Source organism: Streptomyces spongiicola (assembly GCF_003122365.1).
In the GTDB taxonomy this organism is placed as follows: domain Bacteria; phylum Actinomycetota; class Actinomycetes; order Streptomycetales; family Streptomycetaceae; genus Streptomyces; species Streptomyces spongiicola.
In genome coordinates, this window is sequence record NZ_CP029254.1 from 5637472 (window position 1) to 5661857 (window position 24386).

A 24386-nucleotide genomic window follows, 5' to 3' on the forward strand; every position below is an offset into this window, starting at 1 on the left:
CGGGCGGTCCTCAGTCTCCCAGCACCCTCCGCAGGTGCTCGTTGCCGAACAGCCGGTCCGGGTCCAGCCGGTCGCGCAGGGCCAGGAAGTCGCCGAACCGCGGGTAGACGCCGTCGAGGTACTCCGCGTCACGCGTGTGGATCTTGCCCCAGTGCGGCCGGCCGCCGTACGCGGTCATGATCCGCTCCACCGCGGTGAAGTACGAGCGGTACGGCGTGCCCCTGTACATGTGCACGGCGATGTACGCGCTCTCCCGCCCGGACGCGGTGGACAGCGCGATGTCGTCGGCGGGCGCCGTACGCACCTCCACGGGGAAGCTGACGCGCAGCGGTGAACGGTCCAGCATCGCCCTCAGTTCGCGCAGCGCCGCGACGGCGGCCTCCCTCGGAAGCGCGTATTCCATCTCGACGAAGCGGACCCGGCGGGGACTTGTGAAGACCCTGTAAGGGATGTCCGTGTAGGTGCGGGCGGACAGTGCGCGACTGGAGACCCTCGCGATCGCCGGTATCGCGGCCGGAACCGCGCGCCCGACGGAATTGGCCACCTGGAACAGCCCGTTGGAGAGCAGCTCGTCCGTGATCCACCCGCTGACCGCCCCGGGCGGGGCGACCGGACCGGCGCTGCGGTTGTTGCGCTTGGTGTTGCAGTTGCCCGTGTGAGGGAACCAGTAGAACTCGAAGTGCTCGTTCTCCGCGTGCAGTTCGTCGAACTCCGATGTCACCCGGTCGAAGGACATCGGCTCCTCGCGGGCCGACAGCAGGAACATCGGCTCCACGGCGAAGGTGATGGCGCTGATCACGCCCAGGGCACCGAGCCCGACCCTGGCCGCCGCGAGGATCTCCCGCTCCTCGTCGGAGCCGTGCTCCGAGACGGTCAGCACCGAACCGTCGGCGGTGATCAGTTCGAGGCCCCGGATCTGGGCCGCCAGCGAGGCCGAGTCGCGGCCGGTGCCGTGCGTCCCGGTGCTCGTGGCGCCCGCGACCGTCTGCTCCATGATGTCGCCCATGTTGGTGAGCGACAGGTCCTCCCGGGCCAGCGCGGCGTTGAGCCGCCTCAGCGGGGTGCCGGCCTCGACGGTCACCGTCATCGCCGCCCGGTCGACCTCCCGGATGCCGGTGAGGAGATCCGGGCGGACCAGCACACCGTCGGTGGCGGCGATCGCGGTGAACGAGTGGCCGGTGCCGACCGTCTTCACCCGCAGACCGTCCTCCGCGGCGCGGCGCACGGCCTCGGCCAGCTCCCCTGCGGAGGCCGGAGCGACCTCCCGCGCCGGACGGGCGGCGACCGTGCCGGCCCAGTTACGCCACGCGTTCCCCTTCGTGGTCCCGGATGTGCTCGTCATCCCGCCCCTCCCGCGTCGGCACCGGCCTGCGCAGCCGGCGGTATCCCGGGAACGCGACCACGACCGCGAGCGCTCCCGCCGCCGCGGGCACCGCGTACGCGGCACCGGCCCCGTACTCGTCCACCGCCCATCCCGAGGCCGACAGACCGAGCGAGACGCCGACCGCGAGCCCGGTACCGGTCCAGGTCATGCCCTCGGTCAGCTTGGCGCGCGGTACGTGCGCTTCGACGAGGGCCATGGTCGTCACCATGGTGGGCGCGATGGCCAGGCCCGCGACGAAGAGCGCCACGGCCAGGACCGCCAGATTCCCGGCCAGTTGGAGGGGGATCATACTCACGGCCATCGCGCACACGCCCACCACCCATCTGCGGGCGGGCTCACCCTTCAGGTGCAGCAGCCCGAAGACCGCGCCGGCGAGGCAGGAACCCAGCGCGTACACCGCCAGGACCAGGCTGGCCGAGGCCTTGCTGCCCTGCTCCTCGGCGAAGGCCACCGTGACCACGTCGACGGAGCCGAAGACGGCACCCGTCGCGACGAACGTCAGGGCGAGTACGCGCAGACCGGGGGAGCGCAGCGCGGAACCGCCGCTGCCGGAGGTGTCGCGGTGCGGCGCGGGCTCGGTCGCGCGCTGCGCGGTGAGCCAGAGGACGCCGACCACCAGGAAGGCGGTGGCGAGCAGCGGCCCCGCCTCCGGGAACCAGACCGTCGACAGCCCGATGGAGACGATCGGGCCGACGATGAAGCACACCTCGTCGACGATCGACTCGAAGGCGTACGCGGTGTGCAGTTCGCGCGGCGAGCCGTGGTAGATCGCCGCCCAGCGGGCCCGGGTCATCGCGCCGACCGCCGGAATGCAGCCGGCGCAGGCGGTGAAGGCGAACAGCACCCAGTGCGGCGCCCCCTGCCGGACGCTGACGAGCAGTCCCGCCACCGCGGCGGCCGAGATCAGCAGGGCCGGGCGCAGCACCCTGCCCTGGCCGTGCCGGTCCACCAGCCGGGACACCTGGGGGCCGAGTACCGCCGCCGAGAGCGCCAGGGTGGCGGAGAGCCAGCCGGCGAGGCTGTAGCGCCCCGTGACGTGGGAGACCATCGCCACGATGCCGACGCCCATCATGGACAGCGGCATGCGCCCGAGGAGGCCCGCGGCGGAGAACGCCAGGGTGCCGGGGGCCGCGAATATCGCGCGGTAGGGACTGGGCAAGACGGCGCTCCGTAAGGAATGTGAGTGGCCGGTACAGCTTACTGGTGAGGCAAGCCTTACTCCAGTGCGGTTTCCCGGCTGTCCGAGCCTGGTGGGAGGATCGCATCATGGCCGAACAGCACGCTCCCGCCCTGCGCGACCCCGCCCCCTACGACGCCCTGCTGCTGCTCTCCTTCGGCGGCCCCGAGGGGCCGGACGACGTGGTCCCCTTCCTGGAGAACGTGACGCGTGGCCGGGGCATCCCCAGGGAACGCCTGAAGGAAGTCGGTCGGCACTACTTCCTCTTCGGCGGAGTCAGCCCGATCAACGCCCAGAACCGGGCCCTGCTGGAGGCGCTGCGCGAGGACCTCGCCGGCGCCGGAGCCGATCTGCCCGTCTACTGGGGCAACCGGAACTGGGCGCCGTATCTGACCGACACCCTCCGCGAGATGGTCCTGGACGGGCGCCGCCGGGTCGCGGTGCTCGCCACCAGCGCGTACGCCTCGTACTCGGGCTGCCGCCAGTACCGGGAGAACCTCGCGGACGCCCTCTCCGCACTGGAGGCCGAAGGGCTGCCGCTGCCGCGTGTCGACAAACTGAGGCACTACTTCAACCACCCCGGTTTCATCGGCCCCATGGTGGAGGGTGTGCTCGCCTCCCTCGCCGACCTGCCCGAGGACGTGCGGGCCGACGCGCATCTGGCGTTCACCACCCACTCCATCCCGGACGCGGCCGCGGACGGTTCGGGCCCGGTCGCCGAGCACGGCGGAGGCGGGGCGTACGTGAAGCAGCACCTCGACGTGGCGCGGGTGATCGTGGACGCGGTCCGGGAGGAGACCGGCGTCGCCCACCCGTGGCGCCTCGTGTACCAGTCGCGCAGCGGCGCCCCGCACATCCCCTGGCTGGAACCGGACATCTGCGACCACCTGGAGGATCTGCACGGCGCGGGGGTGCCCGCGGCCGTGATGGTGCCGATCGGTTTCGTCTCGGACCACATGGAGGTCCTGTACGACCTGGACACGGAGGCCACCGCCAAGGCGGCGGAGCTGGGGCTCCCGGTCCGCCGGTCGGCGACCGTGGGTGCGGATCCGCGCTTCGCCGCCGCGATCCGCGACCTGCTTCTGGAGCGTGCGGCGACCGAGCGGGGGGAGGCGGTGAAGCGGTGCGCCCTCGGGGAGCTCGGGCCGTCCCACGACCTGTGCCCGATCGGATGCTGCCCCGCCAGGTCCGAGCGCCCGGCGGCGGCCGGCGCGGACAGCCCGTTCGCCTGACCGGCGCGCGGGTGTACGTGCCGGAGGGCCGCCGCCATGTGCGGACGGCCCGCGTACGGCGATCCGCGTATGACGGCCTGCCTGAGGGCGGCCTGCCTGAGGACGGCCTGCCTGAGGACGGCCTGTCCGAGGGCGGCCTGTCCGAGGTCTGAATGAGGGGCGCGTGCCGCGAGGGCGGCACGGGCCCCGGTACACGACACAGCCACGCACCCGGGAGCCACTCCGTGACCGATCCCCTGCCCGCCCCGCTCTCCGACCCCCTCCCCGACGAACTGCTGTCCCTGGCGCTGGAGGCCGCGCGCCGGGCGGGCGAGCTGCTGAGGGACGGGAGACCCGAGGACCTCGCCGTGGCCGCGACCAAGTCCAGCCCGATCGACGTCGTGACCGAGATGGACATCGCGGCGGAGAAGCTGATCACCGGCTTCCTCGCCGAAGCCCGGCCGGACGACGGCTTCCTCGGCGAGGAGGGGGCCTCGACGGCGGGCACGAGCGGGGTCCGCTGGATCGTGGACCCGCTCGACGGCACCGTGAACTACCTCTACGGCCTGCCGACGTGGGCCGTCTCCATCGCGGCCGAGCGGGACGGCGAGACCGTCGCCGGGGTCGTCGAGGTGCCGATGCGCGGCGAGACGTACCGGGCCGTGCGCGGGGGCGGCGCCTACTGCGGCGACCGCCCGCTCCGCTGCCGGCCCGCCCCGCCGCTGGAGCAGGCACTGGTCTCCACCGGCTTCAACTACGTCGAGCCCGTACGCCGTCACCAGGCGGAAGTGGCCCGGCTGCTGATCCCGCGGCTCCGCGACATCCGGCGCGGCGGCTCCGCGGCGGTGGACCTCTGCGACGTCGCCGCCGGCCGTCTGGACGGCTACTACGAGCGGGGCCTCCACCCCTGGGACCTCGCCGCGGGGGACCTCATCGCCCGCGAGGCGGGTGCTCTCACCGGATCCCGCCCGGGTGAGCCGCCGTCCCGGGACCTGGCAGTGGCGGCGTCGCCCGGAGTCTTCGCGCCCCTCCAGCGGCTGCTCGACGACCTGGGGGCCTGGCACGACTGAGCACACCGGGCGGCCGCTCCCCGGCACCCACCCGCCGCGCACCCGTGAGGGACCGCGCCCGGCCCGGTGAATCCGGCGAGTCGTCTCCGCGGCCCGCGCCGCCACGCACCCGCGAGGGACCGGCGCCCGCGGGAAGCGAGAGGACCCGGACAGCGCCTGCGCCGCCGCGCACCCGCGAGGGCCCGGCGCCCGCCTCGAAGCCCAGTCCGATGCCGGCGCCCGCCGCCACGGACCCTGGAGGGCCCGGTTGCCGTTGCGGTCGGTGGTCTCGCGGATCAGCTCGCCGCCAGGTACGAGCGAGGGCCCGCACCGCCAAGGCCGCCATGGCCGCTCCCCGGCGCCCACCCGGCGCCCACCCGCGAGGGCCCGGCGCCTGCCTCGAGGCCCAGTCCGATGCCGGCGCCCGCTGCCACGGACCCTGGAGGGCCCGGTTGCCGTTGCGGTCGGTGGTCTCGCGGATCAGCTCGCCGCCAGGTACGAGCGAGGGCCCGCACCGCCAAGGCCGCCATGGCCGCTCCCCGGCGCCCACCCGGCGCCCACCCGCGAGGGCCCGGCTCATCGGCGACCCGTTCTGCTCCCGCTGTGTGCAGCCGCCGCCACCGATGCGCGAGCGCCCGGTCCGCACCCGTCGGACCGGGCGCTCGGGGCGCACCCGCCGCCACGCATGCGCGAGGGCCCGGCACCGCACTGCGGCACCGGGCCCCCGCCGGCCGGTCAGACGCCGACGGCGCCGACCTTCACGCCGTGCTCCGCCGCGAGACGGTGCAGGTCCTCGAGCTCGGCCTGCTCGACCTCCGCCAGGAAGTCGTCGCCGTCCTCGCGGGCCCGCGTGAGGTCGGTCTCCGTGGTCTTGATGCGCTGCAGAAGACCTGCGGTGAATGCGTCCATGGTTGCGCCCCCTCGTCGTGGGTCGGTGGCGGGTGGTGGATCACGCGCACCCTCTGGGGGACAGAGAGACGGGGTGTGGCATGCCACATACACGGCGTGATCGCGGGGTGTGCACTCGTCCTCCCCACGGCCGTCCCCGGGGAAACCTGAACTCCGTCGCCTATCCCGTGAATTCCCGGTGCACTCCCGCTGCCGCCGGGGTGCGCCTCCTCCGTCTTACCGCCGGTTTACGCGTGTAAGGGGCAGGATGGAGGCAACAGCGAACCGTCATTCGACCGTCGGCCCGCCAGGGTCGCCGTCGACCTGCCCTGGAATGGACAGGGCAGTCACAGAGGAAGGACCAGCTCCGTGCGCGTACTCGTCGTCGAGGACGAGCAGCTGCTCGCCGATGCGGTGGCCACCGGACTGCGCCGGGAGGCCATGGCGGTCGACGTCGTGTACGACGGCGCCGCGGCACTGGAACGCATCGGGGTCAACGACTACGACGTGGTCGTCCTCGACCGTGATCTCCCGCTCGTGCACGGCGACGACGTCTGCCGCAGGATCGTCGAACTCGGCATCCCCACCCGCGTCCTGATGCTCACCGCGTCCGGCGACGTCAGCGACCGCGTGGAGGGCCTGGAACTCGGCGCGGACGACTACCTGCCCAAGCCCTTCGCCTTCACCGAGCTCACCGCGCGCGTGCGCGCGCTGGGCCGGCGCACCACCGTGCCGCTGCCTCCCGTCCTGGAGCGAGCGGGGATCAAGCTCGACCCCAACCGCCGCGAGGTCTTCCGCGAGGGCCGGGAGATCCAGCTCGCCCCCAAGGAGTTCGCCGTGCTGGAGGTCCTGATGCGCAGCGAGGGCGCGGTCGTCTCGGCCGAGCAGCTGCTGGAGAAGGCCTGGGACGAGAACACCGACCCGTTCACGAACGTCGTCCGGGTCACGGTGATGACCCTGCGCCGCAAGCTCGGCGAGCCCCCGGTGATCGTCACCGTCCCGGGCTCCGGCTACCGGATCTGACCGTGGCGACCGCACCCGCGCCCCCCACCGCGCCACCCAAGCCCACCTGGGACCCGAGAGAGCCCGGCGGGCCCCTGCTGCGCCCCACCATCCGGATAAGGCTCACCCTGCTCTACGGCGGGATGTTCCTGATCGCGGGCATCCTGCTGCTGTCGATCATCTACCTGCTGGCCGCGCAGGCGCTGCACGACGGAATCCGGCAGTCCGTCGAGGTCGGCGCCGCGCCGGGCGCGAACGTCACGATCACCAGCCCCACATGCCCCCGCATCAACGACCTGGTCGACAACTCGGAGCGCAACGCCGCGCTGAAGCTGTGCATCGCGGAGCAGCGTCAGCGCGCCCTCGACGAGCTGCTGACCCGTTCCCTCTTCGCGCTGCTGGGTCTCAGCGTGATCGCGTTCGCGTTCGGCTACGCCATGGCCGGCCGCGTGCTGTCGCCCCTCGGCAAGATCACCCGCACAGCTCGCCGGGTCGTCGGCACCGACCTCTCGCGGCGTATCGAGCTTGACGGCCCGGACGACGAGCTGAAGGAGCTGGCCGACACGTTCGACGAGATGCTGGAGCGACTGGAGAGGGCCTTCTCCGCCCAGCAGCGGTTCGTCGCCAACGCCTCGCACGAGCTGCGCACGCCGCTGGCGATCAACCGGACCCTGCTGGAGGTGCACCTCTCGGACCCGGGCGCCCCGGCCGAGCTCCGGCAGCTGGGGAAGACCCTGCTCGCGACCAACGAGCGCAGCGAGCAGCTGGTGGAGGGACTGCTGCTGCTCGCCCGCAGCGAGAACCAGATCGTCGAGCGCAAGCCAGTCGACCTCGCCGAGGTGGCCGGCCGCGCCGTGGACCAGACGAGGGCGGAGGCGGAGGCCGGGGGCGTCGAGATCCGAGGGGCGCGCGCGCCCGCAGTCGTCCAGGGCAACGGCGTCCTGCTGGAGCGGATCGCGCTGAACCTGGTGCAGAACGCGGTGCGCTACAACATCGCGGACGGCGGCTGGGTGGAGGTCACCACCGGGGTCGAGCACGGTCTGGCGGTGCTGGTGGTCGCCAACACCGGTCCGGTGGTGCCCGGCTACGAGATCGACAACCTCTTCGAGCCGTTCCGGCGCCTCCGCCAGGAGCGCACCGGCAGTGACCGGGGGGTGGGACTCGGCCTGTCGATCGCGCGGTCGGTCGCGAGGGCCCACGGGGGCCGTATCATCGCGGAGCCGCGCGAGGGCGGTGGTCTCGTCATGCGCGTCACCCTGGCGCTCTGACGCGGGCTCCTGGCCCTCGCCCGGAGGCGCCGAGGGTCCCCGGGAGACGTCCCTGTTCGCTTTGCGCTGAATTCCCGGGGTCCGGACTCGCAGGTCGACTGTGTGATCGATCACATGGGCGAATTTCCGGCCATGTACGCTCCGTCGTCGAAGAACCCCTGGAACGCCGGGAAAGTCCGGGTTTCCGGGGGTCGGAATGACGGGAAGTACACGGGGTGGCACCCGTGAAGTGCGACATTAGGACCGTGTACGGTCCTGATCGCCATCCAAGCTGATCACTCATGAGGGGTCGGATTGGGTGTCGATTGAGTAACAGACCTTGATGTGAGGCAAAATCTCCGCCTCAGGTCGGGCACAAGTCCGGCCTCTCACGCGTTACGTGCGCTGGAGACACCGCAAACACCCAGAGGGGGAGAGCGACATGGCAACGGATTACGACACCCCACGCAAGACCGACGACGACATCGATTCCGACAGCCTCGAAGAACTGAAGGCGCGCCGGAACGACAAGACGACCTCCACGGTCGACGTCGACGAGTTCGAGGCCGCCGAGGGCCTCGAGCTGCCCGGAGCGGACCTCTCGAACGAGGAGCTGGCGGTCCGGGTGCTGCCCAAGCAGGCGGACGAGTTCACCTGCATGAGCTGCTTCCTGGTCCACCACCGCAGCCAGCTGGCCCGCGAGAAGAACGGCCAGCCGATCTGCCGCGACTGCGACTGAGGCCCGGCCGGCCGTGGCAGGCGACCGACCGGCGGACCGGCCGGCGAAGCGGCGCTTCGGCCGGAAGGGCCGCCCCGATCCGCATCCGGGCGGTACGGGCCCGCAGGACACCGGGGCGCCTTCGGACGGGCGGGGCGACACTCCCCACCCGCCCCATCCGCCCCATCCGCCCCACCCGGACGAGCGTGACGACGGGCGGGGCAGACCGGCCCCGCTCGAGGCCGCACCCCAGGAGGGGCCCCCGACCAGGGCCCGGCGCCTGGACGCCGTCAGGCAGGGAGTCCGCAGGGGCGGCGGGGCAGCCGTGCGCAGGAGCGGCGAGGCCGCGAAGGCCGCGCTGGGATTCGTCGCCGACCGGCTCATCGAGTACGCGCCGCGGATCCCCGTCCGCGATCTGACCACCCTGCGGGCGCAGTTCCCGGGCCTCGGCCCGGAGCAGATCGCGGACAGACTGGTCGCGGGCGCGGCCAACGGCACATCGACCGTGGGCGCCGGGATCGGTGCCGCAGCCATGATGCCCGTACCGCCCGCACTCCCGGCCGAGCTGGCGACGGAGATCATCGGTGTCGCCGCGATCGAGCTCAAGCTCATCGCCGAGCTGCACGAGGTCTACGGACGGCGACCGCCCGGCAACCTCACGGAGCGCTCCGCCGCCTACCTCGGCAGCTGGTCGCAGGAGCGCGGCATCGACGTCTCCGACCCGTCGACCATCGACGTCGCCCTGGGCGGCCGGATGAAGCGCGAACTCCGGCAGCAGATCATGAAGCGCACGGTCCGCAATCTGCCGAACCTGATGCCGTTCATGATCGGTGCCGCCGTCGGTGCCGTGATGAACCGGCGCGACACCAGAAAGCTCGCCGAGCGCATTCGCAAGGACCTGCGTGCCCGGCAGGTCCCCTGGGACGCACTTCCCCCGCAGCCCCGGCTGGAACAGCCCGGGGAGCTGCCGCACACCATCCCCGTCGAACTCCGCCGTGAGCTCGACCGCTGACTCCGGCCGACTCGGCCGACTCCGCTGAAGCCGCGCATGCGCGCCCGTGTGCCTGCTCGCACGCGCGTGCGCCCGTGTGCCTGCTCGCGCGTGTGCACGCGCGCGAGCAAAGCGAGCAATCCGGACACGGGGACGCACGCGCCCGGGCGCCCGGGCGCCCATGGCCCGCAGGGTCCCGCCCGCGGCGGCTCCCGTCCGCGGTGGCTCCCGTCCGGGCCGGCCGCAGCGTCCGGCCGCTGCCGCCCCGTGGGCGGCACTGGGCGGGGCGCCGTCCAGCCCCGCGGCGACGGAGCCCGGCGCTGCCCCCGTGCGCGACCCGGGGTGGGGTCGACGAAGGCCGTCCATGCGGTCGCGCCGAAGCTGCCCCCGTGCGCGACCCGGGGCGGGGGCGCCTGCCGCTCCGGCCGGTTCCCCGCCGCGTATCAGCCGCCCCGGGCCGCCTCCAGCGCGGCGACCAGGCCCCGCGGGTCCCGTGTCGACAGATACAGGTACGGTGTCGGGTCCTGCGGATCCGTGACCGGCACGCGTACCGCCGTCGGCACATAGCTGCGCAGCAGCATGAACGCGCGCGGATCCGCCTTGTACGAGCGCCATGCGCGCGCCTCCTGCGCGTCCAGCACCTCGGGCTCGCCGAGCGCCGGTACGGGGATCCGGGCATCGCCCGCCACCAGCGAGTCCGCCACCACCCGGATCCGGGCGGAGCCGTACGAACTCACCCCGGCCGCCGCCACCGCGCCCGCCGCGATCAGCCCGCCCAGCATCGGAACCGGCCCCAGCGGCAGAAGGACCAGACCACCGGAGACCGCCACCAGAGCGGTGATCAGCCACCAGGCTCGGGGGACGGTGAGGCGCTCGTCGAAACGGGGCGCGGCGGGGATGCCGGGCTCGGCGGGGGAGGGCTGCATGGATCCAAGCTTGGCACGGCGCGACCGCCAGGTTGCCGCGCGGGTAAGGTCTGCGCCTGTGAGTACTGCACTGACCCCTCCCGCCGACGCCGCGGCGCCGGTACGGCACCCCGACGCGCCCGCCCCCGGCGAGCTCCTCGGCGCGCACTACGACTACTGCTTCGGCTGCGGCGGCGGGCAGCCCCACGGGCTGCACCTGGAGGCACGGGCCGGCGAGGGCGTCAGTCTCACCGCCGAGTTCACGGTGTCAGCCGCCCACCAGGGGGCACCGGGTCTCGCCCACGGCGGCGTCCTGGCCACCGCGCTCGACGAGACGCTCGGCTCCCTCAACTGGCTGCTCCGGGTGATCGCGGTGACCGGACGGCTGGAGACCGACTTCGTCCGGCCGGTGCCGGTGGACACGGCGCTCTTCCTGGAGGCCGAGGTGACCGCGGTCGCCGGCCGCAAGATCTACTCCCGGGCCACCGGGCGGATAGGCGGCCCGGAGGGCCCCGTCGCCGTCCGTGCCGAGGCCCTCTTCATCGAAGTGAAGGTCGACCACTTCATCGACAACGGCCGCCCGGAGGAGATCCGGGCGGCCATGGCCGACCCCGACCAGGCCAGGCGCGCCCGCGCCTTCGAGGTGAACCCCTGATGCGGCAACCCGTGGACGTACTGATCCGGCGGGTGGACCCGGAGGTGCCGATCCCGCAGTACGGACATCCGGGTGACGCGGGTGTCGATCTGGTGACCACCCGGGCCGCCGAGCTGGCACCAGGCGAGCGCACCGTTCTCCCGACCGGGGTGTCCATCGCGCTGCCGGACGGGTACGCGGCGTTCGTCCACCCCCGATCGGGCCTGGCGGCTCGCTGCGGACTGGCGCTCGTGAATGCCCCGGGGACGGTGGATGCCGGGTACCGTGGGGAGATCAAGGTGATCGTGGTCAACCTGGACCCGCGCGAGAGTGTGCGGTTCGAGCGGTTCGACCGGATCGCACAACTGGTCGTCCAGCAGGTCGAGAAGGTGCGCTTCCACGAGGTGGCGGAGCTTCCCGGCTCGGCGCGGGCCGAGGGGGGCTTCGGGTCCACCGGCGGTCATGCCGCCGTGGGCGGATCGGGCGGCTCACAGGGTGGGAATCGATACGCTTCGGTCGTATCCGACCGGGAAGGACAGTGACGTGTTCGGACGTCGCAAGAAGAGCAGTCCCGCTGACGAGTCGGCGGACGTGGCGGGCGAGGCCGAGCAGGTCGCCGACGAGCCCGACACGGGCGACGCGGCGGAACGGGACGAGCCCCGCCGGACGAACCTCCCGCCGGCGCCGCGGCCCGACGGCCCCTGGGACGTCTCCGAGGTCTCACGACCCGAGGAGGGGCGCGTGGACCTGGGCGGACTGCATGTGCCCGGGGTCGAGGGCATGGAACTGCGCGTGGAGGTCGCCGGTGACGCGATCGTGGCCGCGACGATCGTGCTGCGCGACAGCGCGATCCAGTTGCAGGCCTTCGCCGCCCCCAAGAAGGAGGGCATCTGGGGCGAGGTCCGGGAGGAGATCGCCTCCGGCATCACCCAGCAGGGCGGCGTCATCGACGAGGTCGAGGGCACCCTGGGCTGGGAACTGCGGGCCCAGGTCCCCGTACAGCTGCCCGACGGCACCGGCGGCGTACAGCTGGTGCGCTTCGTCGGTGTGGACGGACCGCGCTGGTTCCTGCGCGGAGTGATCTCCGGCCAGGGCGCGGTGCAGCCGCAGGCCGCCGGTCTGCTGGAGCAGATCTTCCGGGACACGGTGGTGGTCCGGGGCGAGGGACCGATGGCGCCCCGCGACCCGATCGTGCTGAAGCTGCCGAACGACGCGCAGATGGTGCCCGAGGGCGTACAGCAGGAGGAGCAGGAGACGTCCCGGTTCTCCGGCGGCATGGGGCAGTTGCAGCGCGGCCCGGAGATCACCGAGGTGCGCTGAACGCGGACGTATCCACGGCGGGGCGCCGTGGAGCCGCGCGGTGGGCCGCACCCGGGTGGGGTGCGGCCCACCGGCGTTCCCCGGTCCTCCGGTAGGTGCCCGGAGGACGGCCGTGCCCGGGCTCCGGGCGGACCAGCCGCCCGGGACGGCGCCCGCGCCGGGGGCGGGGTGGCGGCGCGGGGTCCCGGGGCGGCGCCCGGGGTGGGGACGGGGTAGCGGCGCCGGTCCTGGGGCGGGGACGGGCCGTGGTGGGACGGTGATGCCCGCTCGTCAGGATCGCGTCAATACGGCCCCCGGCCGGGGCACGCGGTCTGAGTCTGCCCGGTTTCCTGGAGGTAGCTTCGACAGGGCGTCCACGGCGGGCGCAGCAGCCGTCGCCCGGCTGCCGGTGAAGGACGATGAGGCCATGGCGCGCGGCAAGCTACGCATCTATCTCGGGGCCGCACCGGGCGTGGGCAAGACCTACGCGATGCTCTCCGAGGCGCACCGACGCGTCGAGCGGGGTACGGACTGCGTCGTCGGCCTGGTGGAGCACCACGGCCGGCCGCGGACCGAGGCCATGCTGCACGGTCTGGAACAGGTCCCCCGGCGCGAACTGGCCTACCGGGAAGCCGTCTTCGGCGAGATGGACGTGGACGCCGTGCTGGCCCGCCGGCCCGCCGTCGCGCTCGTGGACGAACTGGCCCACACCAATGTGCCCGGCTCACGCAACGCCGGGCGCTGGCAGGACGTCGAGGAACTCCTCGCCGCCGGTGTCGACGTGATCTCGACCGTCAACATCCAGCACCTGGAGTCGCTCGGCGACGTCGTGGAGTCGATAACCGGCGTCCGCCAGCGGGAGACCGTCCCCGACGAGGTCGTCCGCCGCGCCGACCAGATCGAGCTGGTCGACATGTCGCCGCAGGCGCTCCGGCGCCGTATGGCGCACGGCAACGTCTACCAGCCCGACAAGGTCGACGCGGCCCTGTCCAACTACTTCCGCCCCGGCAACCTGACCGCCCTGCGCGAACTCGCCCTGCTGTGGGTCGCCGACCGCGTCGACGAGTACCTCCGGCAGTACCGGGGCGAGCACGACATCCGCACCACCTGGCAGGCCCGCGAGCGCATCGTCGTCGGCCTCACCGGCGGCCCCGAGGGACGCACCCTGATCCGCCGCGCCGTCCGCCTCGCGGAGAAGGGCGCCGGCGGCGAGGTGCTCGCCGTCTACATCCCCCGCAGCGACGGACTGACCTCCGCGTCCCCCAAGGAGCTGGCACTCCAGCGCACCCTCGTCGAGGACCTGGGCGGCACCTTCCACCATGTCGTCGGCGACGACATCCCCTCCGCGCTGCTGGAGTTCGCCCGCGGGGTCAACGCCACCCAGATCGTGCTCGGCTCCTCCCGCCGCAAGGCCTGGCAGTACGTCTTCGGCCCCGGAGTGGGCGCCACCGTCGCCCGTGAGTCCGGTCCCGACCTGGACGTCCACATCGTCACCCACGAGGAGGCCGCGAAGGGGCGCGGACTGCCGGTGGCCCGCGGCGCGCGGCTCGGCCGCTCGCGGAGCATCACGGGCTGGCTGGTGGGTATCGCCGGCCCGGTGCTGCTCACGCTGCTGCCGACCAACGTCGGCCCGAACCTCGGTCTGACCAACGACATGCTGCTGTTCCTGTCGCTGACCGTGACCGCGGCGCTGCTCGGCGGCCTGCTGCCGGCCCTCGCGTCCGCCGCCTTCGGCTCACTGCTGCTGAACTACTTCTTCGCGGCGCCCCTGCACCGGTTCACGATCTCCGATCCCGAGAACATCGTGGCCATCGCGGTCTTCTTCGGGGTCGCCGTCGCCGTCGCCTCGGTCGTCGACGTCGCCGCCCGGCGGACGCAGCAGGCGGCCCGGCTGCGAGCCGAGTCCGAGATCCTGTCGTTCCTCGCGGGCAGCGTGCTGCGCGGCGAGACCGCCCTAGGCGCACTGCTGGAACGGGTCCGCGAGACGTTCGGCATGGAGTCGGTGGCCCTGCTGGAACGCCAGAGCGACGTCGACCCCTGGACCTGCGCGGGCAGCGTCGGACCGCGTCCGGTCGGCCGTCCCGAGGACGCGGACGTGGACATGCCCGTCGGCGAGAACATGGCCCTGGCGCTGTCGGGCCGCTTCCTCCCCGCCGAGGACCGGCGCGTCCTGGGCGCCTTCGCCGTCCAGGCGGCCGTCGTCCTGGACCGGCAGCGGCTCGTGGACCGGGCCGAGGAGGGCCGGAAACTCGCCGAGGGCAACCGCATCCGCACCGCGCTGCTAGCCGCCGTCAGCCATGATCTGCGCACCCCGCTCGCCGGGATCAAGGCGGCCGTCACCTCGCTGCGCTCCGACGACGTCGAGTGGTCCGAGGAGGACCGGGCCGAACTGCTCGCGGGGATCGAGGCGGGCGCCGACCGGCTGGACCACCTCGTCGGCAATCTGCTCGACATGTCCCGGCTCCAGACCGGCACCGTCACCCCGCTCGTCCGCCGCATCGACCTGGACGAGGTCGTCCCGATGGCCCTGGTGGGCGTTCCGGACGGCAGCGTGCAGCTGGACATCCCCGAGACCCTGCCGATGGTGGGCGTGGACAAGGGCCTGCTGGAGCGGGCCGTCGCCAACATCGTGGAGAACGCCGTGAAGTACAGCCCCGACACCACCCCCGTCATGGTCTCCGCGAGCGCCCACGGCGGCCGGGTCGAGGTGCGCGTCGCCGACCGCGGCCGTGGCGTCCCCGACGAGGCCAAGGACCGCATCTTCGAGCCGTTTCAGCGCTACGGGGACGCACCGCGCGGCGCGGGCGTGGGCCTCGGCCTGGCCGTGGCACGCGGCTTCGCCGAGGCGATGGGCGGCACACTGTCCGCGGAGGACACCCCCGGCGGCGGGCTGACGATGGTCCTCACCCTGCAGGCGGCCTCCGGCGCCGCCGCCCCGGACCCCGCGGTCCCGGCGCGGGTCGCCGGCTGACCACGCCCCGCGCACACCACCCCCGACGACGGACGAGAGACGGAAGGAAGGCACTCATGACCCGAGTGCTCGTGGTCGACGACGAGCCGCAGATCGTACGCGCCCTCGTGATCAACCTGAAGGCGCGCAGCTACGAGGTCGACGCGGCCCCTGACGGCGCGACCGCACTGCGGCTCGCCGCGGCGCGGCACCCCGACGTCGTCGTCCTCGACCTCGGGCTGCCGGACATGGACGGCGTCGAGGTGATCAGGGGGCTGCGGGGCTGGACGCGCGTGCCGATCCTGGTCCTGTCCGCCCGGCACACCTCCGACGAGAAGGTCGAGGCGCTCGACGCCGGCGCCGACGACTACGTCACCAAGCCGTTCGGCATGGACGAGCTGCTTGCCCGGCTGCGGGCCGCGGTGCGCCGTGCCGAGCCCGCAGGCGGCGACGAGGGCGGGATCGTGATCGTGGAGACCCGGGGCTTCACCGTCGATCTCGCGGCGAAGAAGGTCAACCGGGACGGCAGGGACGTCCGGCTCACCCCGACCGAGTGGCATCTGCTGGAGGTCCTCGTCCGCAACACCGGTCGTCTGGTCAGCCAGAAGCAGCTGCTCCAGGAGGTGTGGGGGCCCTCGTACGGAACGGAGACCAACTACCTGCGGGTCTACATGGCCCAGCTGCGCCGCAAGCTGGAGGCGGACCCCTCGCACCCCCGGCACTTCGTCACCGAGCCGGGCATGGGCTACCGGTTCGAGCGCTGACCGGGACCGGCGGCCGGCGGCCCGGGCTGATTCGCACTCCTCGTTACTCCGGGTTACTCCGACGTACCCCCCGGTGCCCCGTCCCCACTCAGTCCGTACGCCTCCCTCCTCCCTCCTCCCTCCGTACGCCTCCCTGCTTCTCTGCTCCCCTGCGCCCCTGCGTACTCCTCCGCGCCCGTCCGTACTCCTCGGTACCCGGCCGGCCCCGTCCTGCCCCGTCCTGCCCCGATCGGTTCCGGTCGGCTCCGGTCCGCTCCGTTCGGCCTGGATCGGCTCCGGTCGATTCCGTGCGGGCTCCGTTCCACTCGTCTCCTGACGGTGCCCGTACACCGCCCCGGTAGGCTTTCCTCATGAGTGCCGTACCCAGCTCCGGGAACGAGGGGAAGCCGGCGGGCCGCTTCCGGCGGATGCTCGACCGGCTGTCCAGTTCCCAGCAGGAACTCGAGTCCGCAGAACTCAAGGAGGACGCGCAGGCGTCCGGATGCACACCCATCTGCGACTGCGGCGACCGGCAGATCGTGAAGGTGACTGGTACCTTGCGCACGGTCACCCTGCGTCCGCGGGCCGGAGTCCCGGCCCTGGAGGCGGAACTCTTCGACGGTTCCGCGGCCTTGGACGTGGTGTGGCTGGGCCGGCGCTCCATCGTGGGCATAGAGCCGGGCCGCAAGATGATCGCCTCCGGCCGGATCTCCATGAGCCAGGGCCGGCGGGTGCTGTTCAATCCCAAATACGAGCTCCGACCGCTCGGACAGGAGTAGCCGGTGACGTCCCTCGACAAGCCGACCACGCAGGAACAGGGCGACGACGGCCACGGCCGGCACGCCAAGGCCGTCACCGAGGCGGCCCTGTTCGAGGCCTTCGGCGGTATCCGGGGCACGGTCGAGACGATCCTGCCCGGACTGCTCTTCGTCACGATCTACACGGTCAACAAGGACCTGCACATCTCGGCCATCGCGGCCCTCGGGCTGTCGCTGGCGCTGGTCGCCGTGCGGCTGGTCCGCCGGGACACCGTGAAGCACGCCTTCAGCGGCGTCTTCGGCGTGGCCTTCGGTGTCGTCTTCGCCATGATGACCGGCAACGCGAAGGACTTCTACCTGCCGGGCATGCTGTACACCCTGGGACTGGCCCTCGCGTACATCATCACGACGCTGGCGGGCGTCCCCCTGATCGGCCTCATCCTCGGACCGGTGTTCAAGGAGAACCTCTCCTGGCGCACCCGCAACCCCGGCCGCAAGAAGGCCTACGCCAAGGCGAGCTGGGCCTGGGGCCTGATCCTGCTCGCCAAGTGCGCGATCCTCTTCCCGCTGTACTGGTGGGCCGACACGACGCAGCTCGGCTGGGTCCTGGTGGCGCTCAAGCTTCCGCCGTTCCTGCTGGCGGTCTATCTGACCTGGGTCTTCCTGGCCAAGGCTCCACCGCCCATCGACGTCTTCGCCGAGATGGAGGAGCAGGAGCGCGCCGAGGAGGCCCGCAGGGCGGCCGCGGCCCGCGAGGGCGAGGCGTAGCAGCCGTCCGGCAGTCCGGCCGTCCGGTAGTCAGGGGGCGCACCCTCGGGGAGCCGGCCGCCGAGGGGCCACCCGGCCGCCGCTCCCGCCGCCGGCCCGTGGGACGGGCGGCGGGATGCCTGCCCGCAGCGCTTCGCCGGACGGACCGGACACCCGGCCCCGCCCGCCGATCCGCGCCCCGGCGATCCGCGTGCCGTCGGCCTGCGTGCCGTCGGCCCGTGTGCGCGGTCAGCCCGTGGCCGTCGGGCCCTCGCGGCGGACCGAGAGCAGGTCCTCCAACTGCTCCTCGCGCGCCTGGGCGGCCACGAAGAGGAGTTCGTCGCCCGGTTCCAGCGTCTCCTCGTTGTGCGGGGTGAGCACCCGGGGCCCCCGGATGATCGTCACCAGCGAGGTGTCCTCGGGCCAGGCCACATCGCCCACCTGCGTGCCCGCCAGCGCGGACTCCGGGGGCAGGGTCAGCTCGACGAGATTGGCGTCGCCGTGGCTGAAGCGCAGCAGCCGCACCAGGTCGCCGACGCTCACGGCCTCCTCGACCAGCGCCGACATCAGCCGCGGTGTGGACACCGCCACGTCGACGCCCCAGGACTCGTTGAACAGCCACTCGTTCTTCGGGTTGTTCACCCGGGCCACCACGCGCGGCACGCCGTACTCGGTCTTCGCGAGCAGGGAGACGACCAGGTTCACCTTGTCGTCACCCGTCGCCGCGATCACCACGTTGCAGCGCTGCAGCGCCGCCTCGTCCAGCGACGTGATCTCGCAGGCGTCGGCAAGCAGCCACTCCGCCTGCGGCACCCGTTCCACGGAGATGGCGGTGGGCGCCTTGTCGACCAGGAGCACCTCGTGCCCGTTCTCCAGCAGTTCTCCCGCGATGGAACGGCCCACCGCGCCTGCGCCGGCGATCGCGACCCGCATCAGTGACCGCTCCCCTCGGGACCCTGGGCGAACGCCGCCTCGATCTTCTCGATCTCGTCCGTGCGCATCATCACGTGCACCAGATCGCCTTCCTGAAGCACGGTCTGGGAGGTCGGCAGCACCGCCTCGCCCATACGGGTGAGGAACGCGACCCGCACACCGGTCTCCTCCTGGAGCCGGCTCACCTTGTGCCCGATCCAGGCGGGGGAGGTGTGCACCTCGGCGAGCTGGACACCGCCGCTCGGGTCCCGCCACAGCGCCTCGGCCCCGGAGGGCAGCAGCCGCCGGAGCATCTGGTCCGCGGTCCAGCGGACCGTCGCCACCGTGGGAATCCCCAGCCGCTGGTAGACCTCGGCGCGCCGCGGGTCGTAGATACGGGCGGCGACGTTCTCGATGTCGAACATCTCTCGCGCCACCCGGGCGGCGATGATGTTGGAGTTGTCGCCGCTGCTGACCGCCGCGAACGCGCCGGCCTCCTCGATGCCCGCCTCGCGGAGCGTGTCCTGGTCGAAGCCGACGCCGGTGACCCGGCGGCCGCCGAACCCGGAGCCCAGACGGCGGAAGGCGGTGGGGTCCTGGTCGACGACGGCGACCGTGTGCCCCTGTCGCTCCAGGGTCTGCGCCAGCGCCGCTCCCACGCGCCCGCAGCCCATGATCACGATGTGCACCCAGCTACCCCGCAGTCCTGGTCATCCCGATGACCTGTGCAAACACCCTGCTCACTCTTCTCTCCCGGCTCTGCCGGGCAACGACGGGGCGCAGCGTGCGATTGCCGCCCCAGACGAGCTTATGCCGCGGCGCCCGCGTTGCCCTCATCCGCGGTGCCGATACCGCGGGTAGGGCGGGCGGCATAGCGCTCGGTGGAGGGGCCGTTGCCGCAGCGTGGCCGCCGGGAGGCGATCGCATGGCGGAGGGCCCCACTGCTGGGCCTGGCCGGAAGGAACCCCTTACGATCCTCTCCGTGTCCAAACTGACCGACCTGCCCAAACGGATCCTGATCGGCCGGGCGCTGCGAAGCGACAGGCTGGGCGAGACGCTCCTGCCGAAGCGCGTCGCCCTCCCCGTCTTCGCCTCCGACCCGCTGTCCTCCGTTGCGTACGCGCCGGGCGAAGTGCTGCTCGTCCTGTCGATCGCGGGTGTGTCGGCCTACCAGTACAGCCCCTGGATCGCGGCCGCCGTCGTGGTCCTGATGTTCACCGTCGTCGCGTCCTACCGGCAGAACGTCCACGCGTACCCGAGCGGCGGCGGCGACTACGAGGTGGCCAACACCAACCTCGGCCCGCGCGCCGGCCTCACCGTCGCGAGCGCCCTCCTCGTCGACTACGTCCTCACCGTGGCCGTGTCGATCTCCTCCGGAGTGGAGAACCTCGGCTCGGCGGTCCACTTCGTGATCGAGCACAAGGTGCTCAGCGCGGTCGCCATCATCCTGCTGCTGACGCTGATGAACCTGCGCGGAGTGCGGGAGTCCGGGAAGCTCTTCGCGATCCCCACCTACGTCTTCGTCTTCAGTGTCTTCACCATGATCGCCTGGGGCGCCTTCAAGGGCCTCGCCCTCGACGACACCATGCGCGCACCCACCGCCGAGTTCGACATCGAACCGGAGCAGCAGGGCCTGGCCGGTCTCGCCATGGTCTTCCTGCTGCTGCGCGCCTTCTCCTCCGGCTGCGCCGCGCTCACCGGCGTCGAGGCCATCAGCAACGGGGTGCCCGCCTTCCGCAAGCCCAAGAGCCGGAACGCCGCCACGACGCTGCTGCTGATGGGCCTGCTGGCGGTCACCATGTTCTGCGGAATCATCGGCCTGGCCATGGCCAGCAACGTCAGGATGGCCGAGAACCCGGCCCAGGACCTGACCCTCGACGGACAGCCGGTCGGCCCCGACTACGTCCAGGACCCCGTCATCTCGCAGGTGGCGGCGGCCGTCTTCGGCGAGCAGTCGTTCTTCTTCGTGCTCCTCGCCGCGGCCACCGCGCTCGTCCTCTTCCTGGCGGCCAACACCGCGTACAACGGCTTCCCGCTGCTCGGCTCGATCCTCGCCCAGGACCGGTACCTGCCGCGCCAGCTGCACACCCGCGGGGACCGGCTCGCCTTCTCCAACGGCATCGTGCTGCTCGCCGGCGCTGCCATGCTGCTGGTCTGGGTCTACGACGCCGACTCGACGAAGCTGATCCAGCTCTACATCGTCGGCGTCTTCGTCTCCTTCACCCTCAGCCAGACCGGCATGGTCCGGCACTGGAACCGCCATCTGAAGACGGAGCGGGACCAGGCCGCCCGCCGCCGTATGATCCGCTCGCGGGCGATCAACGCCTTCGGCGCGTTCTTCACCGGTCTCGTCCTGGTCGTCGTCCTCGTCACCAAGTTCACTCACGGCGCGTGGGTGGCGCTGCTGGGCATGGTGATCTTCTACGTGACGATGTCGGCGATCCGGCGCCACTACGACCGGGTGTCGGAGGAGATCGCCGCGCCCGACGAGCCCACCGACGACACCGTGCGCCCCTCCCGTGTCCACTCCATCGTGCTGGTCTCCAAGGTGCACCGGCCGACCCTGCGGGCCCTCGCCTACGCCAAGCTCATGCGCTCCGACAGGCTGGAGGCGCTCAGCATCGACGTCGACCCGGTGGAGACCGCGGCCCTCAAGGTGGAGTGGGACCGGCGCGGCATCAACATCCCGCTGAAGATCCTCCACTCGCCCTACCGGGAGATCACCCGGCCCATCGTCGAGTACGTGAGGAGCCTGCGGCGGGAGAGCCCCCGCGACGCCGTCAGCGTGATCATTCCCGAGTACGTGGTCGGCCACTGGTGGGAGCACGTGCTGCACAACCAGAGCGCCCTGCGCCTCAAGGGCCGGCTGCTGTTCACCCCGGGCGTCATGGTCACCTCGGTCCCCTACCAGCTCCAGTCCTCCGAACTGGCCGGGAAGCGGGCCAGGAGGCGCCAGGACTGGAACGCCCCCGGATCGGTGCGGCGCGGACCGGTGAGCGAGCAGACGAAGGAGCCCAGCGGCAGGACCTGAGGACCGCGCCGCGCGGGCGGGCACCCGCCGGCACGGGCCGGGGCACCCCGCCGCCCGCGTAGACTGGGCGGCTGCCGCCCGCGGACCGGCGGCAGCCTCTCCCGCACCCCCGGATTCCCCGTCCCCGGATCCCGTCCCCCCGGATCCCGTCCCCCCGGATCCCGTCCCCCCGGATCCCGTCCCCTTGGAGTCACCCCGCCATGCCGAACGCTTCCGATGTCCCGCTCGTCGGGCAGGAGTACGAGGTCGAGGTCGGCCCCGTCGCGCACGGCGGTCACTGCGTCGCCCGCACCGACGCCGGCCGGGTCCTCTTCGTCCGGCACGCGCTCCCCGGGGAGAAGGTCGTCGCCCGGATCACCGACGGCGAGGAGGGCTCCCGCTATCTGCGCGCCGACGCCGTGCGCGTCCTCGAGGCGTCCAAGGACCGCGTCGAGGCTCCGTGCCCGTACGCGGGGCCCGGACGGTGCGGGGGCTGCGACTGGCAGCACGCCAAGCCCGGCGCGCAGCGTCGCCTCAAGGGCGAGGTCGTCGCGGAGCAGCTGAAGCGGCTCGCGGGACTGACCCCGGAGGAGGCCGGCTGGGACGGCACCGTGATGCCGGCGGACGGCGACAAGCTGCCCGCCGGCGAGGTCCCGGCCTGGCGCACCCGCGTCCAGTACGCCGTCGACGACCAGGGCCGCGCCGGGCTGCGCCGGCACCGCTCCCACGAGGTGGAGCCGGTCGAGCACTGCATGATCGCGGCGCCCGGGGTCAGCGAACTCGGCGTGGAGAAGCGGAACTGGAAGGGCATGTCCGCGATCGAGGCCATCGCCGCGACGGGCTCCCGGGACCGGCAGGTGGTCCTCACCCCGAGGCCCGGCGCACGGCTGCCGATCGTGGAGCTCGACAGGCCGGTGTCGGTCCTGCGCGTCCACGAGGGCGACGGCAGTGTGCACCGCGTCCACGGCCGCCCCTTCGTCCGCGAACGCGCCGACGACCGCACCTACCGCGTCGGAACGGGCGGCTTCTGGCAGGTCCACCCGAAGGCGGCGCAGACCCTGGTGGAGGCCGTGATGCAGGGACTCATGCCCCGCAGGGGCGAGACGGCGCTCGATCTCTACTGCGGCGTGGGCCTGTTCGCGGGGGCCATCGCCCAGCGGGTGGGGGAAGGGGGCGCGGTGCTCGGCATCGAGTCCGGCAAGCGCGCGGCGGAGGACGCCCGCCACAACCTCCAGGACCTGCCGCGGGTCCGCATCGAGCAGGGCAAGGTCGAGTCCGTGCTGCCCCGCACCGGCATCACCGAGGCCGACCTCGTCGTCCTCGACCCGCCCCGCGCGGGCGCCGGCAAGTCCACGGTCGCGCACGTCTCCGGCCTGGGCGCCCGCCGCATCGCCTACGTCGCGTGCGACCCGTCGGCCCTGGCGCGCGACCTGGGGTACTTCCGCGAGAACGGCTACCGGGTACGGACGCTGCGGGCGTTCGACCTGTTCCCGATGACCTCGCACGTGGAGTGCGTGGCGATCCTTGAGCCTGCTGAAAAGGGCCGCTGACCTGCTAGTTTGCTGATCGTACAGTTTCGGGTGGGTCGCGCCCACATGTTTCCATGGGCATACGACGTGAACGTGCGTCGCTTGTCGGGCAAAAACTTCTGACCTGCGGTTTCGACCAGGGAACGGGGGGATCGCAGTGATGAAGTCCCCCCGTCGGCTGGACGGCTTGCTACTGGGACGGACAGTCCCGGAGGAAACAGTCACAGGTAGTGAGCAAGAAGAGCAATACGAGTAAGCGGTACACGGCCGAGTTCAAGCGGGACGCGGTCGCCTTGGCGTTGTCCTCGGAGAAGACGGTCACCGAGGTGGCGAGGGATCCTGGCGTGAGTCCGGAAGGGCTGCGCAGGTTCTTGCGCTCGGCGCCGGCCGGGTGCTGCGGCATTGGATGCGTCAGGCGGGGGGCCGGTTCTGCTGCACGATCGGGATGCATCGCTCATGGAGCGCTCGGGCGCAATAGACATACATCATTGTGGTACATACGCTAGTCTTGGTACATGTCGATGAAGCGCACTAATGTCTACGCCGATCCGGAAGACCTCGCGATCATCAAAGAGGCTGCGAAGCGGCGCGGTATCAGCGAGGCCGAGATCATCCGCCAGGGCATCCATCTCGCGGCCATGGCCAACCGTGTATGGGACGAGCCTCTCTTCTCCCGCACCTTCCGGGGAGCGGGACGCACTCCCGGTAAGCCTGACGTGCGTGACGCTGTCGCCGACGCGGTGCGCCGCGAGACCGGGACCGGGACCGCTGCGTGATCGTCGTCATCGCGGACACCTCCGGGCTGCTTGCGGCGCTCGACTCCGGCCACCCCGAGCACCAGGCGTCGAACGAAGCCATCATGGTTGCCGGGCTCCTGGTGATGTCCCCGCTGCTGCTCGCGGAGATCGACCACGTCGCCACGCGCGAGCTCGGTCGTGAAGCGGCCCTCAGCGCGGTCGACGACATCCGCCACTGGGTGCGCCGAGGCCGCGTCGTTCTGCCCGAGATCACGGAGGATCACCTGGGTGTCGCCCAGTCGGTGCGCGCCCGCTGTCGCGACTTGGACCTGGACCTCGCGGATGCGGTGAACGTGGCCCTTGCCGCTGAGTACGACACCGACGCGGTACTCACGCTCGACCGTCGCGATTTCCGGGCTGTGCGCCCGTTGGGCCGGCACAAGGCGTTCCGGGTGCTGCCCGACGACCTTCCGATCTGATGTTGGATCTGTCCGG

General features: G+C 72.2%; 24 protein-coding genes. 18 read left to right on the top strand and 6 right to left on the bottom strand.

Annotation, left to right across the window (positions count from 1 at the left end; all coding sequences use genetic code 11):
• Positions 1–10: 10 nt before the first annotated feature.
• Both DDQ41_RS24625 and DDQ41_RS24630 read right to left on the bottom strand, forming a co-directional pair.
• A complete protein-coding gene (locus tag DDQ41_RS24625) occupies positions 11–1342 on the bottom strand; it encodes a D-arabinono-1,4-lactone oxidase (protein ID WP_109296431.1) in 1332 nt (443 codons plus the stop codon).
• Positions 1299–2543, bottom strand: a complete 1245-nt coding sequence (locus tag DDQ41_RS24630) for an MFS transporter (RefSeq protein ID WP_109296432.1) — start codon at positions 2541–2543, stop codon at positions 1299–1301. The genes DDQ41_RS24625 and DDQ41_RS24630 overlap by 44 nt, the downstream gene beginning before the upstream one ends.
• Positions 2544–2650: 107 nt before the next feature.
• On the opposite strand from DDQ41_RS24630, the gene DDQ41_RS24635 reads away from it, so the two are divergent.
• Both DDQ41_RS24635 and DDQ41_RS24645 read left to right on the top strand, forming a co-directional pair.
• Entirely contained in the window at positions 2651–3793 is a 1143-nt protein-coding gene (locus DDQ41_RS24635; RefSeq protein ID WP_109296433.1) for a ferrochelatase, read from the top strand.
• Between the two features lie 224 nt (positions 3794–4017).
• A complete protein-coding gene (locus DDQ41_RS24645; RefSeq protein ID WP_109296435.1) occupies positions 4018–4842 on the top strand; it encodes an inositol monophosphatase family protein in 825 nt (274 codons plus the stop codon).
• Between the two features lie 714 nt (positions 4843–5556).
• Here the strand turns inward: DDQ41_RS24645 and DDQ41_RS31760 are convergent.
• Positions 5557–5730 (bottom strand): hypothetical protein, encoded by a 174-nt coding sequence (locus tag DDQ41_RS31760; protein WP_018888420.1) that lies wholly within the window; start codon positions 5728–5730, stop codon positions 5557–5559.
• Positions 5731–6078: 348 nt separating this feature from the next.
• Between DDQ41_RS31760 and DDQ41_RS24650 the strand changes: the two genes are divergently transcribed.
• From DDQ41_RS24650 to DDQ41_RS24665, 4 genes are all read left to right on the top strand, one after another.
• Positions 6079–6732 (top strand): response regulator transcription factor, encoded by a 654-nt coding sequence (locus DDQ41_RS24650; RefSeq protein WP_109296436.1) that lies wholly within the window; start codon positions 6079–6081, stop codon positions 6730–6732.
• 2 nt (positions 6733–6734) lie between these two features.
• Positions 6735–7979 carry a sensor histidine kinase gene (locus tag DDQ41_RS24655; RefSeq protein ID WP_109296437.1) on the top strand — a complete coding sequence of 415 codons (1245 nt, stop codon included), beginning with the start codon at positions 6735–6737 and terminating at the stop codon, positions 7977–7979.
• Positions 7980–8400: 421 nt separating this feature from the next.
• The gene (locus DDQ41_RS24660) at positions 8401–8697 is read left to right on the top strand and encodes a DUF4193 domain-containing protein (protein ID WP_017946571.1); all 297 of its coding nucleotides are present in this window, start codon (positions 8401–8403) and stop codon (positions 8695–8697) included.
• Positions 8698–8710: 13 nt separating this feature from the next.
• On the top strand, positions 8711–9688 hold the full coding sequence (locus DDQ41_RS24665) for a hypothetical protein (protein WP_109296438.1): 978 nt from the start codon (positions 8711–8713) through the stop codon (positions 9686–9688).
• Between the two features lie 422 nt (positions 9689–10110).
• Here DDQ41_RS24665 and DDQ41_RS24670 read toward each other — a convergent pair whose 3' ends face one another.
• Entirely contained in the window at positions 10111–10593 is a 483-nt protein-coding gene (locus DDQ41_RS24670) for a DUF3093 domain-containing protein (protein WP_109296439.1), read from the bottom strand.
• A 58-nt stretch (positions 10594–10651) separates the two neighbouring features.
• Between DDQ41_RS24670 and DDQ41_RS24675 the strand changes: the two genes are divergently transcribed.
• From DDQ41_RS24675 to DDQ41_RS24705, 7 genes are all read left to right on the top strand, one after another.
• Positions 10652–11227 carry a PaaI family thioesterase gene (locus DDQ41_RS24675; protein WP_109296440.1) on the top strand — a complete coding sequence of 192 codons (576 nt, stop codon included), beginning with the start codon at positions 10652–10654 and terminating at the stop codon, positions 11225–11227.
• On the top strand, positions 11227–11748 hold the full coding sequence (dut, locus tag DDQ41_RS24680) for a dUTP diphosphatase (RefSeq protein ID WP_018888424.1): 522 nt from the start codon (positions 11227–11229) through the stop codon (positions 11746–11748). The genes DDQ41_RS24675 and dut overlap by 1 nt, the downstream gene beginning before the upstream one ends.
• A gap of 1 nt (position 11749) precedes the next feature.
• On the top strand, positions 11750–12526 hold the full coding sequence (locus DDQ41_RS24685; RefSeq protein WP_109296441.1) for a DUF3710 domain-containing protein: 777 nt from the start codon (positions 11750–11752) through the stop codon (positions 12524–12526).
• Between the two features lie 406 nt (positions 12527–12932).
• The gene (locus tag DDQ41_RS24690; protein ID WP_109296442.1) at positions 12933–15476 is read left to right on the top strand and encodes a sensor histidine kinase; all 2544 of its coding nucleotides are present in this window, start codon (positions 12933–12935) and stop codon (positions 15474–15476) included.
• A 56-nt stretch (positions 15477–15532) separates the two neighbouring features.
• Positions 15533–16219: a response regulator gene (locus tag DDQ41_RS24695; protein ID WP_109296443.1), complete on the top strand. Its 687-nt coding sequence runs from the start codon at positions 15533–15535 to the stop codon at positions 16217–16219.
• Between the two features lie 350 nt (positions 16220–16569).
• The gene (locus tag DDQ41_RS24700; protein ID WP_109296444.1) at positions 16570–16977 is read left to right on the top strand and encodes an OB-fold nucleic acid binding domain-containing protein; all 408 of its coding nucleotides are present in this window, start codon (positions 16570–16572) and stop codon (positions 16975–16977) included.
• Positions 16978–16980: 3 nt separating this feature from the next.
• A complete protein-coding gene (locus DDQ41_RS24705; protein WP_109296445.1) occupies positions 16981–17724 on the top strand; it encodes a DUF3159 domain-containing protein in 744 nt (247 codons plus the stop codon).
• Positions 17725–17952: 228 nt separating this feature from the next.
• Here DDQ41_RS24705 and DDQ41_RS24710 read toward each other — a convergent pair whose 3' ends face one another.
• Together DDQ41_RS24710 and DDQ41_RS24715 are read right to left on the bottom strand one after the other, a co-directional pair.
• Positions 17953–18636 (bottom strand): potassium channel family protein, encoded by a 684-nt coding sequence (locus DDQ41_RS24710; RefSeq protein ID WP_109296446.1) that lies wholly within the window; start codon positions 18634–18636, stop codon positions 17953–17955.
• On the bottom strand, positions 18636–19304 hold the full coding sequence (locus DDQ41_RS24715) for a potassium channel family protein (RefSeq protein WP_109296447.1): 669 nt from the start codon (positions 19302–19304) through the stop codon (positions 18636–18638). Before DDQ41_RS24715 ends, DDQ41_RS24710 begins: the two co-directional genes overlap by 1 nt.
• A 293-nt stretch (positions 19305–19597) precedes the next feature.
• Between DDQ41_RS24715 and DDQ41_RS24720 the strand changes: the two genes are divergently transcribed.
• The 5 genes from DDQ41_RS24720 (at position 19598) to DDQ41_RS24740 (ending at position 24370) form a co-directional block, all read left to right on the top strand.
• Positions 19598–21646 (top strand): APC family permease, encoded by a 2049-nt coding sequence (locus DDQ41_RS24720; protein ID WP_109296448.1) that lies wholly within the window; start codon positions 19598–19600, stop codon positions 21644–21646.
• A 200-nt stretch (positions 21647–21846) separates the two neighbouring features.
• Positions 21847–23175 (top strand): class I SAM-dependent RNA methyltransferase, encoded by a 1329-nt coding sequence (locus tag DDQ41_RS24725; RefSeq protein WP_109296449.1) that lies wholly within the window; start codon positions 21847–21849, stop codon positions 23173–23175.
• 209 nt (positions 23176–23384) lie between these two features.
• The gene (locus DDQ41_RS33100) at positions 23385–23660 is read left to right on the top strand and encodes a transposase (protein WP_109296450.1); all 276 of its coding nucleotides are present in this window, start codon (positions 23385–23387) and stop codon (positions 23658–23660) included.
• A gap of 9 nt (positions 23661–23669) precedes the next feature.
• Positions 23670–23930 (top strand): ribbon-helix-helix domain-containing protein, encoded by a 261-nt coding sequence (locus tag DDQ41_RS24735; protein ID WP_109296451.1) that lies wholly within the window; start codon positions 23670–23672, stop codon positions 23928–23930.
• Positions 23927–24370: a PIN domain-containing protein gene (locus DDQ41_RS24740; RefSeq protein ID WP_109296452.1), complete on the top strand. Its 444-nt coding sequence runs from the start codon at positions 23927–23929 to the stop codon at positions 24368–24370. Before DDQ41_RS24735 ends, DDQ41_RS24740 begins: the two co-directional genes overlap by 4 nt.
• Positions 24371–24386 lie beyond the last annotated feature (16 nt).

What these genes read in the sequence shown, in the direction of transcription:
- DDQ41_RS24625 (WP_109296431.1), bottom strand. Translation starts at nt 1,342, where the DNA reads ATGACGAGCACATCCGGGACCACGAAGGGGAACGCGTGGCGTAACTGG.
- DDQ41_RS24635 (WP_109296433.1), top strand. Translation starts at nt 2,651, where the DNA reads ATGGCCGAACAGCACGCTCCCGCCCTGCGCGACCCCGCCCCCTACGAC.
- DDQ41_RS31760 (WP_018888420.1), bottom strand. Translation starts at nt 5,730, where the DNA reads ATGGACGCATTCACCGCAGGTCTTCTGCAGCGCATCAAGACCACGGAG.
- DDQ41_RS24660 (WP_017946571.1), top strand. Translation starts at nt 8,401, where the DNA reads ATGGCAACGGATTACGACACCCCACGCAAGACCGACGACGACATCGAT.
- DDQ41_RS24670 (WP_109296439.1), bottom strand. Translation starts at nt 10,593, where the DNA reads ATGCAGCCCTCCCCCGCCGAGCCCGGCATCCCCGCCGCGCCCCGTTTC.
- dut (WP_018888424.1), top strand. Translation starts at nt 11,227, where the DNA reads ATGCGGCAACCCGTGGACGTACTGATCCGGCGGGTGGACCCGGAGGTG.
- DDQ41_RS24690 (WP_109296442.1), top strand. Translation starts at nt 12,933, where the DNA reads ATGGCGCGCGGCAAGCTACGCATCTATCTCGGGGCCGCACCGGGCGTG.
- DDQ41_RS24695 (WP_109296443.1), top strand. Translation starts at nt 15,533, where the DNA reads ATGACCCGAGTGCTCGTGGTCGACGACGAGCCGCAGATCGTACGCGCC.
- DDQ41_RS24700 (WP_109296444.1), top strand. Translation starts at nt 16,570, where the DNA reads ATGAGTGCCGTACCCAGCTCCGGGAACGAGGGGAAGCCGGCGGGCCGC.
- DDQ41_RS24710 (WP_109296446.1), bottom strand. Translation starts at nt 18,636, where the DNA reads ATGCGGGTCGCGATCGCCGGCGCAGGCGCGGTGGGCCGTTCCATCGCG.
- DDQ41_RS24725 (WP_109296449.1), top strand. Translation starts at nt 21,847, where the DNA reads ATGCCGAACGCTTCCGATGTCCCGCTCGTCGGGCAGGAGTACGAGGTC.
- DDQ41_RS24735 (WP_109296451.1), top strand. Translation starts at nt 23,670, where the DNA reads ATGTCGATGAAGCGCACTAATGTCTACGCCGATCCGGAAGACCTCGCG.